Genomic DNA, 17,024 nt, shown 5'->3' on the forward strand with positions numbered 1-17,024 from the left:
GGGTTGTGGGTGATGAAAAGCCAGTTGCCGACGTTATTCATTCATCAGTCAGGGCTTTGATTGGCGAACTATTTTAGAGAAGCTATAGATGCAATATTTTGATTTGAGGCAGTTTCTGGGGTGTTGAAGGGGCTGCAACCGTCGGGGAGGTTGTACGGGAGGTTTTTCTGTTGCAGTATTTATTGATGTAGACCGCTGAACGTTACGGGCGATGTGGCAAAATAGTACAAATAGTTGCCAAAAAATTGCCGAAAAAGTTACCGAAAGGAGTAGTGCCAGTGTTGCAAAAACTACGTGCACGTTTGGTTCGTCAGGGACCATCCCTGTTGAGTGTGCCTTTGAAATTCACGCCTTTTGCGCTACAGCGTCAGGTCTTGCAACAGGTACTGAGCGGGCAGCTTCGTCAGGCGCTGGCCGATGGCGAACTGGATTTCCTCGAAGGCCGCTGGCTGAAAATTGATGTCAGCGATCTCAGCCTGAGCTGGCTGATGTCAGTGGACGAAGGCAAGTTGATCGTTGCAGAAAAAGGCGACGCGGATGTCAGCTTTAGCGGCAACGCCAACGACCTGATTTTGATTGCTGCGCGGAAAGAAGATCCGGATACGCTGTTCTTCCAGCGTCGTCTGCGCATTGAAGGTGACACGGAACTCGGTCTGTACGTGAAGAATCTGATGGATTCTATCGATCTCGATACTATGCCGCTGCTGCTGAAAAATGGCCTGCTGCGCCTGGCCGATTTCGTCGAAGCGGGACTGCAAGAGGACCGTGAGCCGAAAGCTCCGGTAGCTGAGCCATGCTAATTCGCACTGAAATTCCGGTAGATGCCGCGGGCATTGACCGTCTGTTGCGCCGCGCCTTCCCCGGCGGCGCCGAAGCCGATCTGGTGCAGCAACTGCGCGAAGACGGCCTGCTGACGCTGGGCGTTGTCGCCACCGACGACGAAGGCGGTGTGGTCGGTTATGTCGCCTTCAGCCCGGTTGATATTCAGGGCGAAGATCGCAATTGGGTCGCGCTGGCACCGCTGGCGGTTGACGAGTCTTTGCGTCGTCAGGGATTGGGCGAAAAGCTGGTGTACGAAGGGCTCGATTCCCTGAATGAATTTGGTTACGCCGCCGTCGTGGTGCTTGGTGACCCGGCGTATTACGGGCGTTTTGGTTTTAAACCGGCGGCAGTACATGATTTGCAGTGCCGCTGGCCGGACACCGAAGCGGCATTCCAGTTCTTCACCTTGTCCGATGATGCGCTCAACGACGCCAGCGGTCAGGTAGAATTCTCCCCGCCGTTTGACCGGTTCTGAATAAAGACTCACTCACGAAAGCGGAGGATCTCTCCGCTTTTTTTACGGCTGGCGCAAAAGTGCCATCAGCTCCACCGAAGGCCGTTTCTGACGCAGCAAATCTCGCATCATTTGCATGTACGGCGCGGTGTATGTGAAAAAGGCGTAATAGCTTTTACACAGATAGCTTTTTGCACCCTGATGGCGATGCTTCGGGCAATCTCCCTGACACAATTTCAACACCGGACACGCCTGACAATCCATCGGCAATAAACGCTGTTTATTCTCACCGAAACGGATGGCAGCTTCGCTTTCATTGAGGACGGCAATCGGCGTCTGATGCAGATTGCCCAGTTTGTATTCAGGGTAAACGTAGTGATCGCACTGATAAACGTCACCGTTAGATTCCAGCGCCAAAGCATGGCCGCAGGTGGCGCTGAAGGTACACATTTGCGACGGATACCCGCTCCATACGGCCAGCGTGGAATCAAAAATCTGCACATACACTTTCCCGATATCTTCTTTCACCCACAACGCAAACACGTTATTCAGAAACTGCCCGAAACCTTCTTCGGAAACTGATTCTTTGCTGATCGCGCCATTCTGATCATGCTCAACCAGCGGGATAAATTGCAGAAACGGCGTGCCCAGCGTTTTCAGATAGCGGTATAACCGCGCCGGTTCAGCACTGTTTTTTCTGCTGACCACCACCAGCACGTTAAATTCGATGCGATGCGCCCGCAGCTTTTCAATGGCCGCTGTTACGCGGCGGTGTGTCGGTTTACCGCTGCGGGTGACGCGATGCGCATCGTGTAAATCTGCCGGGCCATCGACGGAAATCCCCACCAGCCAGTGGTTGTCCTGCAAAAAACGGCACCAGCTATCGTTGAGCAAAATACCGTTAGTTTGCAGACTGTTGTGAATGGTTTTGCCACTGGCATAACGTTGCTGGAGTTTCACCACGTGCTGATAAAACGGCAATCCGGCCAGCGTCGGTTCACCGCCTTGCCAGGCGAATTCCACCGTATTTCCCGGCTGAGCGTCGATGTGCTGGCGGATAAAAGCTTCCAGCGTCGCGTCGTCCATCAGCGGCTGCTGCGGCTTTTCCAGATAAAAACAGTAACGGCAGTCAATGTTGCAACGTGAACTGGCCGGTTTTGCCATCACATGACATCCGCGCATTACGAGCCTCCCGGCAGAAACAGAAAATGACCCAAATGAAATACGACAAACAGTAATGCCAGAAAACACACCGCCAGCACCACGGATAATTTGGCGAGCAGGGCGTCAGGTTGCGAATAATCGCAGACGCGGCTGTCCATCACATTGCGCAATCTCGCATAACGGTACAGCACGGCCACGACCGTCGCCAGCGCCGCAAAACTCAGCCAGAACCACGGGCTGCTCTGATGCGTATTGTGTCGCAACATCAGAATCAGCAGGGCGCTGTAACTGAGCAGCGTGCGAAACCATGCCAGCGACGTCCGTTCCGGCTGAAGTCCCGGATCCGCTATCCGGCGTTGTAACCGGCTAGCGGGCACAGAACACCAGCACCATCACCGCAACGGCAATCGCCGCCATCATCAGGCTGATCATTTGCAGGCTGTGGGTGTAAGGCAGATCCTGGCGCAGGCGCATGGCTTTTTCAGTACGCAGCCAGCGGATATAACCGTAAACCGCCAGCCCGGCGGAAAACAGACACAGCAACAGCGAAATTCCGGCGCGCAGCTGAGGCGTAGCGAGATCGGGCGCCAGCTGATCCAGCCCGACCCCGGCGGCCAGAAATCCCAGCGCAGTGCGGATCCACGCCAGAAGAGTACGTTCATTTGCCAGAGAAAAACGGTAATCCGGTGCCTCTCCGGTCTGTGCGATTTTTAACATCCTGCCCTCAGAATTTCTGTTTTTTCTCTTCCACTTTCACGCCCTGCGTGGGCAAACCGGTATCGTAATCGCGCACCACCGGAGAATACCCGTCTTCCGGGCGTGGCCGGAAAGCGCCCATCCAGCGTGGTCTGGTCTCACTGCGCCACGGACGGCACGACCACTGATAGCTGCGGAAGGGATCGCGGATTTTGTCCATGTAGTCCATCAGCTGATCGTGCAATGTGTTGCGGATGTCTGCGTAATCCGGGTTGTCGATCAGATTGTGCATTTCATTTTTATCGTTATAGCGATCGTAGAGTTCGTCGCTGGTAAACAGATTGAGCACGAATTTATAGCCGTCCGTCACCCAGCCGCGCACCGGAATAAACCCGCCGAAGCTGTCGTGTTCAATCTCGTAGCGGTTGAATTCCACCATCACGCCGCGCTGTGGCTGTGCGTCGAAAACCGATTCGCCGGGCAAAATCGCCGGTTTATCAATGCCCGCCAGCGCCATCAGCGTGGGCAATACATCGGAATGACTGACGGGCGTATCGACCTGACGCGGAATTTCCTGTCCGGCGGGTGGCACGAAAATCAGCGGGATGCGGGTGATATCGTCATACATCGCAGCGCCTTTGCTGATCAGCCTGTGCGCGCCCATCATTTCGCCGTGATCAGAGGTATAAATCACCCAGGTATTTTCGCGCTGGGCCGGTGACAGTGCGGCCACGACGCGGCCAATTTCATCATCAACAAAATCGTTGCAGGCGAAATACAGCGGATGATGGTACTGACCGTCAGCGCCCACCGGAGACGGCATAGCGTCGGCCCACAGTCTGTGATGCAACGGTTTACCGGCCAGAGAGTCTTGTGCCTTCTCCCCGAGGTCGTAGTAAAAATCCTCATATTTCTCAAGATATTCAACCGGGCAGGTGAAAGGATGGTGTGGTTCGTCATAGGAAATCACCATCAGAAACGGTTCTTCTCCGCGCTGAGGTTGCGCCAGAAAATCAATCGCACGGTTGGTTATGCGGTGTGCCCAGGTAAAGGTTTTATCGATGCCGTTTTCCCGCAAATCTTCCGCGTTGTTCAGGCCATTGCGCCAAAGGCCAATCTCTTTGTCCGTCAGTTCTGCCAGATAATTGGCACCGTCAAACCAGTATTCATCGTCCCACTCCTGCGGGCATACGCCGGTTCCGAAATAGTCGTGTCCGTCGAGATGCCATTTGCCGATGTAACAGGTTTTGTAACCTGCATCCTGAAAATAGCGGCCCATGGTCGAAATGTTTTTACCGGGCGCGACATTGTTGGTCCAGGGACCGGACTGATTGGAATAAATGCCCGTGAATAATCCGGCGCGTGCAGGCGTGCAAACCGGCGCGCAGGTATAAGCCGAATTAAACCGGATGCCGGACTCCGCCAGCGCATCAATATTATGCGTATTCAGCAATTTACCGCTGTAACACCCCACCATATTGGTGGCCTGCGTATCGGTCATGATCAACAAAAAATTAGGGCGTTCCATTACTTATTCCCCGGTTCAGAAGTGTAGATAACGCTGTCCACCGGACGCTGACGCCAGCGGTGAATGCACAGATAAATCACTACCGCGGCGGCTGTCAGATAACTGATCAGCGTCAGCCAACGCGTCGGATAACCGCCAAATTGCGCCAGCCCTGAGTAAACGCCAATCATGGCAGCGAGCACGCCGACGGAGGCCACTTTTACCGGCCGCCACGGTTGCATATCGACGGCAAAAGCGTCGCGGAATTTGAACGGCGTGGCGCGGGGTTTGAGCCAGCCAATGCTGAGCATCAGCAGAACGTTAATGCAGAACGTGAAGAACAAAACGTAGAGAAAATGCAGTTCGAACGACACCAGATAATGGATCACGACATAACTGCAAATCCCGAAAAACAGGGCGGCTTTGGCGGCCAACGGCGGGATGCGTGGGAAGAAAAACCCCATGATCACAATCGTCACCAGCGGCACGTTATAGATGCCGTTGAGCTGCTTCATCCAGCTGTAAAGTCCTTCCGGCGCATTGGCAATCCACGGCGCGACGATCACCGACACCACCGCCACGGCCAGCCCGAACCGGCGGCCGACGCTCACCAGCTTTTGCGGTTCTGCCCGCTGATTAATCACGCGGTGATAAATGCCATAGCTGAACAATGTACAGGCGCTGTTCAGGAACCCGTTGAATGCGCTCATGATGGCGCCAAACAGCACGGCGCCGAAGAACCCGACGAGCGGTAACGGCAGCACCTTATTGACCAGCGCCGGATAGGCCATATCGGCTTTCGGCAGTTGCGGAAACAGATGAAACGCAATGACGCCCGGCAGCACCAGAATCAGCGGATCGAGCATTTTCAGCACGGCCGTCAGCAAGGCCCCTTTTTGGCCCTCGGCCAGACTTTTCGAGGCCAGCGTGCGTTGCACAATCCCCTGATTGGTACACCAGTAAAACGTATTCACCAGAATCAGCCCGGTTAGCGCGGCCCCAATCGGCACCGGATCATGGCTGCCGCCAATGGAATTGAGGCGTTCGCTGTGAACCGTCGTCAGTTGCTGCACGCCGTGCAGGAAATTCCCGTCGCCCATCACCATCAGGCCGAGCACCGGGATCATCAGCCCGCCAATCACCAGTCCGATGCCGTAAATCACATCGGCAATCGCGATGGCCCGCAGCCCGCCAATCACCGCATAACAAATACCGGACACGCCCAGCAGGCTCACCATAAACCAGATCGCGGTCCCTTCGGAGACGCCAAACGCTTCACCCACGTGGAACAAACTGTTGAGCGCCAGCGCGCCGGAGTACAGAACAATCGGCAGAAAACAGATGCCGGTGGCGATAAGAAAGCAGCAATCAACGAAAATACGTGTGCTTTTATCGTACCGCTCTTCGATAAAATCAGGGATGGTGGCGATGCCGCGCTGCAAATATTTCGGCAGAAAAATCAGGGCGAGGAAGATCAGCGGAATGGCTGAAATCACTTCCCACGCCATCACGGACATTCCGCTTTTCCATGCCTGACCGCCCAGCCCGACCAGCTGTTCGGTGGAAAGGTTTGTCAGCATCAGGGATGCGGCGATCACCGGCGCTTTCAGGGAGCGTCCGGCCAGAAAGTAACCTTGCTGAGATTGGGTGTCGGCTTTGCGCAATTTCCACCAGGTAATTAATGCCACCAGAAGTGTAAAAGCGAAAAAGCTTAAAACTTGCTGAACATTCATTTCACTGCCCTTATTTTTGCTGATGATCTGGTGTGCCGCAGCGTAAAAATGAACAACGCTCTTTACAGCCCCGGATATTGTTTTATTCTTCAGTATTTTTTCAGCTTTCTTTATCGGTTTTCTTTATTAACAAACAGGCATTGCTCGCGCCCTGCGAGTAGAGTGTGGTAAATAATATCGGCAGGACATAGGCATCATTCTCTGACGGCGAAATAAAATGAATGGAAAAATTGACGGCTGGCATGTAAAAAACGAAACAACGTACAATATCCCGCTGGTTCTTGCCGAAAATGTGATCTCAAGCGGGATATCGCTTATCTCTCTTTGGCATACGCTGGCCGATAAAAGTTATAAGGTGATATGGCCGCAGGACAAAAGGAAACCGCTGATTGAAAACTCCTGGGTGGCCGTCTATACCCTGCAAGGCTGCGGCAAGATCACGTTAAAGGATGAATCGAGCGTCACGCTTAACGGCAATTGCGTGATATTTCTCAAGCCAACAGAAATAAAGTCTTATCATTGCGAAGGTTTGCTGTGGGAACAATATTGGATGGAGTTTATTCCGACAGGCATCATGGAAATTCCATTATCGCAACAGGCTATAATTTATAACGGCGAGTTATTTAATCAGGAACTCATTCAGGTCACCGAATTAATTGCCAGTGATATCGACTTAAATAAAAACCTGGCCGTTGCCTTTATTACCAAGTTAATTTACCAGTGGGTTTGCCTGATTGTTCAGACCGGCGTGAAAGGTCAGCAGCTCAGGCAGATGGAAAAACTACTCTCGCTTATTCATACCGATATTCAAAAACGCTGGACCGTGGCGGAGATGGCGCAATGGATGCAGTGCAGCGAACAATATCTGCGGCGTTTATTTCTTAAATACACCGGAAAAACGCCGAAAGAATATTATCTCGATGCGCGGCTCGGGCTGGCGCTGTCACTGTTTCGTCAGGGAAATTACAGCGTCAGTCAGGTCGCAGAACTGCTCAACTTCTTTGATTCATTTCACTTTAGCAAAGCTTTCAAACAGAAATTCGGCTTCGCGCCTTCCTCGGTTAAACCGGAATAACCGTTACGCGCGCGGCCAGTGATTCCAGGTAAACCACCAGATCTTCCGGCATGCAGGAAACCAGCAATTCCTTCTGCGCCTTGCTCAGCTTTTTCACCCGGATTTCCAGCTTAGAGGCCAGAGAACGATCCCCCGCCACGCAGTGGAACACCAGCTCCAGCTCGCCTTTTCCGCGTAATGCTTTCGCCCCTTTGCCTGCCTGATGCTGGCCGAGACGCCGCGTTACGTCGGTCGTGATGCCGGTATAAAGCATGCCGGTGGGCGTTCTCAACATGTATAAAAACCAGCCGGGAGAAGTGGACATAGACGCATCGTATTTGGAAAAGTTTGCGTAAGTTTACCTGAACCGCACAGCAGAATGACGTAAAACATCGGTGTGTCACGGTACACTGCGGCAAAGACGACAAGGATCCTCCGATGAATAACCCCGACGACCTGAAACACATTCTCAAATTCCTGAACAAAAATCATGTGCTGGCGCTGTGTGCCGCCGCCGACGGTGAGATGTGGAGCGCTAACTGCTTTTACGTCGCCGATGCTGAAAACCTGTCTTTATACTTCATGACCGAACTGAAAACGCTGCACGGCACGCTGATGGCAAAATCGCCGCAGGTGGTGGGCACGATCGCGCCGCATCCGAAAACCATCGCGCTGATCAAAGGCATTCAGTATCGCGGTGAGGCGACGATCCTCTCCGGTGAAGAAGAGAGCCACGCGCGCCGTCTGTACTGCAAACATTTCCCGGTGGCGATCGCCATGAAAGCGCCGGTCTGGGCGCTGAAGCTTAACAGCATCAAGATGACGGATAACGCCCTGGGATTTGGCAAAAAGCTGCTGTGGGATCGCACGCTTTCTGATAAGCCTGAGTAACAGGAACTGTCTTATAGCGGGGAATTTACAATCGGGTAACACTTGAACTTATCTGTTTCTGAAATTCCGTGTAAACGCCGTTTTTTAAAAGGAAGTGATATGGCAAAAGTTCTTCTGCTGGGCGGAAGTGGTCTGATCGGGCGCGAGCTTTTGCGTCTGCTGCAACTGGATCCGCGCGTCAGCCGGATTGTTGCGCCGAGCCGCCGCCCGCTGCCGCCGGGTAATAAACTGATCAACCCGCTCGGGGCAAATCTCACGTCGCTGGTGGTTGCGCTGGATGAACCGATTGACCTGCTGTTTTGCTGCCTCGGCACCACGCGTAAACAGGCGGGCAGCGCGGAAGCGTTTCGCGCCGTGGATTACGATCTGGTGGTGGATTGCGCCAAAGCCGCGAAGGAACTCGGTGCGCGCCATTGTCTGGCGGTCAGCGCCAACGGTGCGGATGCGCACTCACGATTTCTCTATAACCGGACGAAAGGGGAAATGGAACAGGCGCTGATGCACCAGGGCTGGACTTTGCTGACGCTGGTCAGGCCTTCGCTGCTGGTCGGGAAACGCCATCCGCCGCGCCTGCTCGAACAACTCAGCGCGCCGCTGTTTAAACTGTTGCCGGGAAAATGGAAAGCCATCGATTCGGACGTTGTCGCCAAAGCCTTGCAGGAACAGGCGTTTAACGCAGGACTGGGCGGCGTCACCGTGCTGGAATCCGATCAAATCGCCGCCAGCATTGAAGAACTTTAATCCGCGTTCTCTGCTGAGCGGGATCCTTATGATAAGGTATCAGCAAAAAACGCGAATTTTGCCCCGCAAGGATCGTCCCGATCCTTACAGATATTTCTCCGCGAACACATCCAGATTTCGAAAATCCGGCATTCTCTTTTTCAGCGTGTCGTGATCCCAGTTCCACCACTGGCTGTTCTCGATCTTTTCGATCATTGAATCGTCAAAACGCATGCCGATCTTTTTCGCAGCCACGCCCGCCACGATGGAATACGGCTCAACGTCTTTCGTCACCACGGCGGACGTCCCGATCACCGCGCCGTTCCCTACGCTGACGCCAGGCATGATCACGGCGTTATGGCCGATCCACACGTCGTTGCCGACGGTGACGTGATGTTCACGGCGCCAGTCGAAGAAATCCTGATCGTCCTCACCCAACCCGTAAACCGAGCTGCGGTAGGTGAAATGATGCTGCGCAACGCGCTGATATGTCGGGTGATTCCCCGGATTGATCCGCACGTAGGTGGCAATCGACACAAACTTGCCAATGGTCGCGTAGAAGATCTGATTGTTGCCCGCCGTATACGAATAATCGCCGATCTGCGTTTCTTCGATGATCGCGTTATCGGCAATATGCACGTATTGCCCGAGCTGCGAACGGTTCAGTTCGACCTGCTGGCCGATTTTCGGACGTGAATAATCCTGTTCGTCAGCCAGAGAAAACGGGGAAATGATGTCTGTCATAATCTCGCTCATGTTGAAGTGACGGAATAAAAAGGGGCGCTGACCGGCAGCGAAAGAATGGCCAGCAAATGCCGTAAAGTGTCCTGTAACGCACCGTCGTTATTCAGCCGGTGGCAGCTGGCGGGCAAGGCGCTGTCATACTCACGGGCACGCGCCAGACGGCAGGCAATTTGCCCGGCGTCTTCGCGTCCACGCCGCAATAAACGCGCAGCCAGCACCTCGTCTGAAACCTGCAAACACACCGGCACCAGCCGCTGGCCGTAACGCTGTTGCGCTTTCTCCAGATGCGCCCGCGAACCGTTGACCACCACGTGGCAACCGAGCTGCATCCAGGTGTCGATTTCGATTCCCACGCCGTAACGGCACTGATGCGCGTGCCATTCCAGCGCAAATAATCCGTGCTGACGACGCTGAATAAATTCGGCATCGCTCAGCGCTATATGATTCTCAGAACCGGCGTCAGCGGGGCGCGTAATGTAGCGATGCGCCACGGCAACATCCGCCGGTAAATGCTGGCGCAGTGCGTCCAGAAGACTGTCCTTTCCCGAACCTGAAGCACCCATCAGATAAAGTAAACGACTCATTTTCTCTCCGTTTAGAACACCTGAATGCCCTGACGCCAGACGTTTTGCACATAGTGATGATCGCCATGCGCACGTGCCAGAACCAGATCGGCGCGTTTGCCTTCGGCAATTTCACCGCGATCCTGCAAGCCCAGCGCATTGGCCGGATTTCGCGTTACCAGCTTCACGGCCTGCGGCAAACTGAAGGCATTCGTTTCATCATTGGCGATGCGGAAAACGGCGTCCATCAGACTGGCGGGATAATAGTCGGAGGACAAAATATCCAGCAGACCCAGTGACGCCAGTTTATGCGCCGCGACGTTGCCCGAATGCGAGCCGCCGCGCACGATATTCGGCGCGCCCATCAGCACCGCCAGCCCGCTGGCGTGCGAGGCGCGTGCCGCTTCTTCGGTGGTCGGGAATTCTGCAATCACGCTGCCGAGCGCCAGAGATTCCTCAACGTGTGCCGCCGTGGCGTCATCGTGGCTGGCCAGCGAAATATTCCTGGCGCGGCAATGGGCGGCAATCGCCTCGCGGTTTGGCTGTGCCCAGCGGCGCGACAGGGCGATTTGCTCTTCCTGATACGCGTCCATCTGCTCATCGTTCATGTGATATTTGCCCTGATAATACTCGCGGTATTTCTGCGGCGTGGCGAACTGGCGCTGGCCCGGCGAGTGATCCATTAGGGAAACCAGCGAGAGAACTGACGTATCCATCAGCTTTTCAAACAGCGGCAACGTGGTATCGTGCGGCAGTTCGCAGCGCAGATGCAGACGGTGTTCAGCGCGGTTCAGCCCGGCGTTCTGGCTGTTGACGATGGCGTCGATCATCTTTTGCAAATTCTCCAGACGATGCCCGCCGTCGCGCACATCGCCCACGGCCACGGCGTCGAGCACCGTGGTGATCCCGCTTGCCACCATCAGCGCATCATGGCTGCTCATGGCGGAATGTGCCGGCCAGTCCACTTTCGGGCGCGGCGTGAAAAACTTGTCGAGGTTATCAGTGTGCAGCTCGATCAATCCCGGCAGCAGCCAGCCGCCCTGAGCGTCCAGCGCCTGCGGCAACTGACTGCGCGTGTCGGCAAAAGCCGTGATCACGCCGTTGTGCATTTCCAGCGAGCCTTCGGCGACCTGATCGTCGAGAACCAGTTTGACGTTGTTGATGATCATGCGGACATCTCCGGGGCAGTTTCTGGGCTCATTTCATACAGGCGATCGGCGACACGTTCGCGGACATCTTCGTCATGGAAAATCCCGACCACGGCGGCTCCGCGGGCTTTCGCCTGCTCAATCAGCGTGACGACGGCGGCGCGGTTAGTGGCGTCGAGCGAGGCGGTCGGTTCATCAAGCAGCAGCACCGGATAATCGACCACGAAGCCGCGTGCGATATTCACGCGCTGCTGTTCGCCGCCCGAAAATGTTGATGGCGCGAGATGCCACAAACGTTCCGGCACATTCAGATGGCGCAGCAATGCGCTGGCGCGGGCTTCGCTTTGTGCTTTATCCACGCCCAGTTCCAGCAGCGGCTGCATCACCAGATTCAGCGCGCTGATACGCGGGATCACGCGCAGAAACTGGCTGACCCAGCCGACGGTATGACGGCGCACGGACAGGATTTCGCGCGCTTCGGCGCTGACCATATCGATTTGCTGGCCCTGATGTTCGACCCAGATTTTGCCGCTGTCTGGCAGGTAATTACCGTACAGCGAGCGCAGTAACGTAGATTTTCCGCTGCCGGAATGGCCGTGCAGCACCACGCATTCTCCGGCTTTCACCTCCAGACTGGCGTTGCTGAACACCGGCAACCGCACGCCGTGCTGGTTGTGTAACACAAAAGTTTTACTGAGATTTTCGACCCTGAGCTTCGTCGTCATTTTGGTCACTCTTTCTCTGGAATAAGGGTTAAGACAACACGGAGGACACGAGCAGCTGCGTATACGGATGATGCGGGTCGTCGAGCACGCGGTCGGTTAAACCACTTTCCACCACCTGACCCTGTTTCATCACCAGTAAACGGTGCGCCAGCAGACGCGCGACGCCCAGATCATGGGTCACAATCACCACCGCCAGCTGCATTTCCACCACCAGCGTGCGCAGCAAATCCAGCAACCGCGCCTGCACGGACACATCGAGGCCGCCGGTGGGTTCATCCATAAACACCAGACGTGGATGCGTCACCAGATTGCGGGCGATTTGCAGACGTTGCTGCATCCCGCCGGAAAACGTGGTCGGCAGGTCATCGATGCGCGACACCGGGATTTCCACGTCTTCCAGCCACTGGCTGGCTTTCTGGCGGATATTGCCGTAATGACGCTCACCGACCGCCATCAGGCGCTCGCCGATATTGCCACCGGCAGAAACCTGGCGGCGCAGGCCGTCCATCGGATGCTGATGTACCACGCCCCAGTCTGTGCGCAGCAGGCGGCGGCGGTCGCTTTCCGGCATGTCATACAAAGACTGCGCGGGCGTCTGGCCATTGTTGTAAATAACGTTGCCCTGCTGCGGCGCGAGGCGGGCTGAAATCGACTGCAACAGCGTGGTTTTGCCGGAACCGGATTCGCCGACAATGCCCAGCACTTCGCCCGGATACAGATTGAAAGACACATCGCTGAAGCCTTTTCCCGGCGCATACAAATGGGTCAGATTGTTCACCGACAACAGCGGCGCGGCGGCGAGATTTAATGGAGTGGTCATCAGCGGTTAACCTCGTTGGAAGCCTGTTGCTCAACTTGCTGAGCGCAAAAATCGGTGTCTGAGCACACGAACATCCGGTTGCCCACATCGTCGAGCACCACTTCGTCGAGATAGCTGTGATGTGAACCGCAGAGGGCGCAGGGTTCGTCCCATTGCTGCACGGTGAACGGGTGATCGTCGAAGTCCAGACTTTCCACTTTGGTGAACGGCGGCAGGGCGTAGATACGTTTTTCGCGCCCGGCACCAAACAGCTGTAAAGCCGGCATCATGTGCATTTTCGGGTTATCAAATTTCGGGATCGGCGACGGATCCATCACGTAGCGATCGTTCACTTTCACCGGATACGCATAGGTGGTGGCGATATGGCCGAAGCGCGCGATGTCTTCATACAGTTTCACCTGCATCACGCCGTACTCTTCCAGCGCATGCATTTTGCGGGTCTCGGTTTCGCGCGGTTCGATAAAGCGCAGCGGTTCGGGGATCGGCACCTGAAAAATCAGGATCTGATCTTCCTGCAACGGCGTTTCCGGAATGCGGTGACGCGTCTGGATCAGGCTGGCATCCACGGTTTTCTCGGTGGTTTTCACCCCGGCTACGCTCTGGAAAAACTTGCGGATCGACACGGCGTTGGTGGTGTCGTCAGCGCCCTGATCAATCACTTTCAGCACATCTTTTTCACCGATCACACTGGCGGTGAGCTGGATCCCGCCGGTGCCCCAGCCGTAAGGCATCGGCATTTCGCGCCCCGCGAACGGAACCTGATAGCCGGGGATCGCCACGGCTTTCAGGATCCCGCGGCGGATCATGCGTTTGGTTTGCTCGTCGAGATAACCGTGGTTATAGCCGGTGAGCGTCTGGGCGGCATTATTGTTCATGGGCGGAGTCCTGTTCTTTCGCAGCGCGCAGGCGCTTGAGCAATTCCAGTTCGGCCTGGAAATCGACGTAGTGCGGCAGCTTGAGGTGCGAAACGAAACCCGCCGCTTCGACGTTGTCTGCGTGAGATAAAACGAATTCTTCGTCCTGCGCCGGGCTGCTGATTTGCTCGCCGTATTCGCGGGTTTGCAGCGCGCGGTCGACCAGCGACATCGACATGGCCTTGCGTTCGGCGCGGCCAAACACCAGCCCGTAACCGCGGGTGAAATGCGGCGGTTTGTCTTCGGGCGCGACAAAGCCGTTCACCATCTCGCATTCGGTCAGCAGGATTTCGCCGATATCAATCGCAAAGCCCAGCTCTTCCGGCACGATTTCTACGGTCAGCCAGCCGGTACGGATTTCACCGGCAAACGGGTGCGTGCGGCCATATCCGCGCTGCGTGGAATAACTCAGCGACAGCAGAAAACCTTCGTCGCCGCGTACCAGTTGCTGCAACCGCGCCGCGCGCGAAGCCGGATAGACCGGCGGCGTGCGGGTGATATCTTCCGGCTCGGTGCCGTCGTCCTGTTCCTCAACCGCCAGCTGTTGTTGCGTCAGCAGGTCAAAAACGTGCCCGCAATTTTCCGGCTGAGGTTCGTCGGCAATGGGCGTAAACGGCGCTTCACCTTCCGCCAGCAGGGCGAAATCCAGCAAACGGTGGGTGTAATCGTAGGTTGGTCCCAGAACCTGACCGCCCGGCAAATCCTTATAGATGGCGGAAATACGGCGTTCGAGGCGCATCGCTTTGGTGTTCAGCGGTTCGCTGGTCGCCAGACGCGGCAACGTCGTGCGGTAAGCGCGCAGCAGGAAAATGGCTTCCACCAGATCGCCGCCGGACTGCTTAATCGCCAGCGCGGCCAGCTCGCGGTCGTAGATCCCGCCTTCGCTCATCACGCGGTCGACTGCCAGACCGAGCTGTTGCTCAATCTGTTCGCAGCCGAGTTCATTCACATCCGTATCGCCACGGCGTTCGTGCGCCAGCAGCTGATGGGCGGCGGCAATCGCCTTCTCACCCCCTTTAACGGCGACGTACATCAGCACACCTCCACGCGCGTGGTGCGCGGCACGGCAATCAGTTCTTCGCCGCAGGTGAACATAAAGTCCAGGCCGAGCGGGAAACGGTGAGGGCGGTTGAGCAGGTAATCGCGAACTGCGTCCGGCAGCTGTGGCGAAATCGTCCGGCTGCTCTCAATACCCGGCCCGCGCAGACGCAGCGGCGTACCGCCGGTCAGAGCTTCAAGCTGAACAATTACGCTGGTCGCCAGCTCCGGCGACATTTCGTCACCGCACGGGAAAGCCAGTAACGTCGCGCTGTCGAGCGCCGGATCCGCCAGCGCGAAGCTGACGGCAGAAGGAGAATCGGTCAGCACCGCGCCGGTGTGAAAGCGCAGGTTTTTCCGCAGGATTTCATCGTTGAGCGAGGCGCTCAGCCACAGCGGGGTGTCCTGATCGATAAGCGTCAGCAACACGCAGGCGCTGGCAGAACCCAGCGCGCCGAAGCCGGGCATCGCGGGCAACTGCACGCTGACGCCGGGTTCGCTTAACGCTTTGAGAATACGACGGAAACTGTATTGCGCATCGGCAACCGGATTTTGAAAACTGGCAACAAGTGACATGAATTATTCTCCGCGAACCAGAGTAAAGAAATCGACACGGCTGGCAGCCACCTCGCGGGCGCGCTGCTGGCGACGTTCCTGTTGCAGCGCCGCCAGCGGGGCGATCACCCGCTTATGGAGCAGTTCATCCATCCCCTGGATTTGCAGCAAAGCATCAATAACGGCGCACAGCTCAGCGTGGACTTTATTGCGGCCGCTGACATAGCTGTAGCCGTAGACGCCGCCGTCCATCTGCACCACGGCGCGGGTGACGGTCATGTCGCCCATCACAAAGCGTTTTCCGGTGCCGCCCATGCGGCCCTGAAGTTGCGTCAGGCCGCTTTCGGCGGCGCGGATGCGTTCAAATTGCGGAGACAGATTCAGCGGTTGCCAGTGCGCGAGCAGTTCATCCGGGCGGCTGTGAGCCAGCACCGACATCCAGCGCTGGCGGGTTTGCAGGTGATCCATTCAGTGCTCCATGGTCAGTTCGATCATGTCGGCGCGCGTCAGGCTGACGGAATATTCCGCCACCTGGTCGCTGCCTTCACAAATGTTCAGGGTGCGCACACACAGCAGCGGGGCCTGCGGCACGATTTCGAGTAATTTGCTTTCCTTCGCCAGCGCGCGGCGGGCGTTGATGCGGGTCGTGCGGCGGCTGAGTTTTTGCTTAATTTCTTCGCGGATAAAATCGTGCAGTGAGCCGTTATGGAAGTTTTGCAGCGCAGGCCACCAGTCCAGATCGGGCAGGTAATGGTCGATCACGCAAACCGGCACGCCGTTGACGCGGCGCAGCGTGCGCAGATGAATCACGGTGTCGCCTTCCTGACGCGATAACGCCGCAGCGACGTGATCGGTGCCCGGACGCAGAACCGCCAGCAAACGTTCGCTGGTCGGGTGACTGCCCTGATCCAGCAAGTTCTGGCTGAACCGTGCCTGCGAATGCAGCGGGTAATCGTAAGGCCGCATCAGCACCAGCGTGCCAATCCCCTGACGGCGTTGCAGCCAGCCGCGATCCACCAGCTCATCCACCGCGCGACGCAGCGTGTGGCGGTTGACCTTAAAGCGCTCGGCAAGCTGCTGTTCCGGCGGCAGATAATCCCCGCAGCGATAGCCGTTACGCAGTTCGTTTTCCAGTTCAGCAGCAATTTGCTGATAAACCGTGGTGTGACTGGTCGGATGTCTAGATAAGTTCATCACAATGAATACCTCGCACGGGATAAACGGGCAAAGGAGGGCGCTGCGCATTCACGCAGTGGCAGACGATTTTTTTGAGAGCGGTATGAATGAGACATGATGCAAACCTCAGTTCGGCGTTGGCATCATGTTGGCGAAACAAAGTGACAGTTGGGTGAAGGTCAGGTTGCAAAGAAGTGAAGAGTTGGAAGATGTCTCGCAGGAATCACCTGTAAGGATTTACGGGAAAACATAAGCCCATTACATTCCGGACGCGGCGGGATCGGGTCGCGGCGATAACCT

General features: G+C 56.1%; 21 protein-coding genes. 5 read left to right on the top strand and 16 right to left on the bottom strand.

The window, feature by feature from the left end; translation table 11 throughout:
• Positions 1-278: 278 nt before the first annotated feature.
• Positions 279-800 (top strand): SCP2 domain-containing protein, encoded by a 522-nt coding sequence (locus KWG64_RS13535; RefSeq protein ID WP_152325276.1) that lies wholly within the window; start codon positions 279-281, stop codon positions 798-800.
• Positions 794-1,297 carry a GNAT family N-acetyltransferase gene (locus KWG64_RS13540; protein ID WP_218522169.1) on the top strand — a complete coding sequence of 168 codons (504 nt, stop codon included), beginning with the start codon at positions 794-796 and terminating at the stop codon, positions 1,295-1,297. Before KWG64_RS13535 ends, KWG64_RS13540 begins: the two co-directional genes overlap by 7 nt.
• 42 nt (positions 1,298-1,339) lie before the next feature.
• Here the strand turns inward: KWG64_RS13540 and KWG64_RS13545 are convergent, their stop codons facing one another.
• From KWG64_RS13545 to KWG64_RS13565, 5 genes are read right to left on the bottom strand one after another with little or no spacing between them, the layout of a single operon-like run.
• Positions 1,340-2,458, bottom strand: a complete 1,119-nt coding sequence (locus KWG64_RS13545; protein ID WP_218522170.1) for an anaerobic sulfatase maturase — start codon at positions 2,456-2,458, stop codon at positions 1,340-1,342.
• Positions 2,458-2,817, bottom strand: coding sequence for a DUF202 domain-containing protein (locus tag KWG64_RS13550; protein ID WP_218522171.1), 360 nt, complete (start codon positions 2,815-2,817; stop codon positions 2,458-2,460). Before KWG64_RS13550 ends, KWG64_RS13545 begins: the two co-directional genes overlap by 1 nt.
• Positions 2,807-3,157, bottom strand: coding sequence for a YidH family protein (locus tag KWG64_RS13555; protein ID WP_218522172.1), 351 nt, complete (start codon positions 3,155-3,157; stop codon positions 2,807-2,809). Before KWG64_RS13555 ends, KWG64_RS13550 begins: the two co-directional genes overlap by 11 nt.
• A 7-nt stretch (positions 3,158-3,164) precedes the next feature.
• Positions 3,165-4,664: a sulfatase-like hydrolase/transferase gene (locus KWG64_RS13560; RefSeq protein WP_218522173.1), complete on the bottom strand. Its 1,500-nt coding sequence runs from the start codon at positions 4,662-4,664 to the stop codon at positions 3,165-3,167.
• Positions 4,664-6,376 carry a solute:sodium symporter family transporter gene (locus KWG64_RS13565; protein WP_218522174.1) on the bottom strand — a complete coding sequence of 571 codons (1,713 nt, stop codon included), beginning with the start codon at positions 6,374-6,376 and terminating at the stop codon, positions 4,664-4,666. Before KWG64_RS13565 ends, KWG64_RS13560 begins: the two co-directional genes overlap by 1 nt.
• 217 nt (positions 6,377-6,593) lie before the next feature.
• On the opposite strand from KWG64_RS13565, the gene KWG64_RS13570 reads away from it, so the two are divergent.
• The gene (locus KWG64_RS13570) at positions 6,594-7,451 is read left to right on the top strand and encodes a helix-turn-helix transcriptional regulator (RefSeq protein WP_218522175.1); all 858 of its coding nucleotides are present in this window, start codon (positions 6,594-6,596) and stop codon (positions 7,449-7,451) included.
• Here KWG64_RS13570 and KWG64_RS13575 read toward each other — a convergent pair.
• A complete protein-coding gene (locus tag KWG64_RS13575; protein WP_218522176.1) occupies positions 7,438-7,755 on the bottom strand; it encodes a GIY-YIG nuclease family protein in 318 nt (105 codons plus the stop codon). The two genes, KWG64_RS13570 and KWG64_RS13575, sit on opposite strands and share 14 nt — an antisense overlap.
• Before the next feature lie 113 nt (positions 7,756-7,868).
• Here KWG64_RS13575 and KWG64_RS13580 point away from each other — a divergent pair, with 113 nt between their 5' ends.
• Together KWG64_RS13580 and KWG64_RS13585 are read left to right on the top strand one after the other, a co-directional pair.
• Complete coding sequence (locus KWG64_RS13580; protein WP_218522177.1) at positions 7,869-8,321, top strand: YhbP family protein; 453 nt, start codon at positions 7,869-7,871, stop codon at positions 8,319-8,321.
• A gap of 99 nt (positions 8,322-8,420) precedes the next feature.
• Positions 8,421-9,062 (top strand): hypothetical protein, encoded by a 642-nt coding sequence (locus tag KWG64_RS13585; RefSeq protein WP_195823929.1) that lies wholly within the window; start codon positions 8,421-8,423, stop codon positions 9,060-9,062.
• Positions 9,063-9,146: 84 nt separating this feature from the next.
• Here KWG64_RS13585 and KWG64_RS13590 read toward each other — a convergent pair whose 3' ends face one another.
• The 10 genes from KWG64_RS13590 to phnF are packed head-to-tail and all read right to left on the bottom strand — an operon-like array spanning position 9,147 to position 16,742.
• The gene (locus KWG64_RS13590) at positions 9,147-9,785 is read right to left on the bottom strand and encodes a DapH/DapD/GlmU-related protein (RefSeq protein WP_218522178.1); all 639 of its coding nucleotides are present in this window, start codon (positions 9,783-9,785) and stop codon (positions 9,147-9,149) included.
• Positions 9,786-9,793: 8 nt separating this feature from the next.
• A complete protein-coding gene (gene phnN, locus KWG64_RS13595) occupies positions 9,794-10,369 on the bottom strand; it encodes a ribose 1,5-bisphosphokinase (protein WP_195813612.1) in 576 nt (191 codons plus the stop codon).
• Between the two features lie 11 nt (positions 10,370-10,380).
• A complete protein-coding gene (gene phnM / locus KWG64_RS13600) occupies positions 10,381-11,517 on the bottom strand; it encodes an alpha-D-ribose 1-methylphosphonate 5-triphosphate diphosphatase (RefSeq protein WP_195823927.1) in 1,137 nt (378 codons plus the stop codon).
• Positions 11,514-12,221, bottom strand: a complete 708-nt coding sequence (gene phnL / locus KWG64_RS13605) for a phosphonate C-P lyase system protein PhnL (protein ID WP_195813614.1) — start codon at positions 12,219-12,221, stop codon at positions 11,514-11,516. Before phnL ends, phnM begins: the two co-directional genes overlap by 4 nt.
• A 28-nt stretch (positions 12,222-12,249) precedes the next feature.
• Complete coding sequence (gene phnK, locus KWG64_RS13610; protein WP_101078348.1) at positions 12,250-13,041, bottom strand: phosphonate C-P lyase system protein PhnK; 792 nt, start codon at positions 13,039-13,041, stop codon at positions 12,250-12,252.
• A complete protein-coding gene (locus KWG64_RS13615; protein ID WP_195823926.1) occupies positions 13,041-13,916 on the bottom strand; it encodes an alpha-D-ribose 1-methylphosphonate 5-phosphate C-P-lyase PhnJ in 876 nt (291 codons plus the stop codon). Before KWG64_RS13615 ends, phnK begins: the two co-directional genes overlap by 1 nt.
• Entirely contained in the window at positions 13,906-14,988 is a 1,083-nt protein-coding gene (locus tag KWG64_RS13620) for a carbon-phosphorus lyase complex subunit PhnI (protein WP_195813616.1), read from the bottom strand. Before KWG64_RS13620 ends, KWG64_RS13615 begins: the two co-directional genes overlap by 11 nt.
• Positions 14,988-15,569: a phosphonate C-P lyase system protein PhnH gene (phnH, locus tag KWG64_RS13625; RefSeq protein ID WP_195823925.1), complete on the bottom strand. Its 582-nt coding sequence runs from the start codon at positions 15,567-15,569 to the stop codon at positions 14,988-14,990. The genes KWG64_RS13620 and phnH overlap by 1 nt, the downstream gene beginning before the upstream one ends.
• 3 nt (positions 15,570-15,572) lie before the next feature.
• Complete coding sequence (gene phnG / locus KWG64_RS13630; protein ID WP_218522179.1) at positions 15,573-16,016, bottom strand: phosphonate C-P lyase system protein PhnG; 444 nt, start codon at positions 16,014-16,016, stop codon at positions 15,573-15,575.
• Entirely contained in the window at positions 16,017-16,742 is a 726-nt protein-coding gene (phnF, locus tag KWG64_RS13635; protein WP_218522180.1) for a phosphonate metabolism transcriptional regulator PhnF, read from the bottom strand.
• Positions 16,743-17,024 lie beyond the last annotated feature (282 nt).

Source organism: Rahnella sp. PD12R (assembly GCF_019200965.1).
Lineage (GTDB): Bacteria > Pseudomonadota > Gammaproteobacteria > Enterobacterales > Enterobacteriaceae > Rahnella > Rahnella laticis.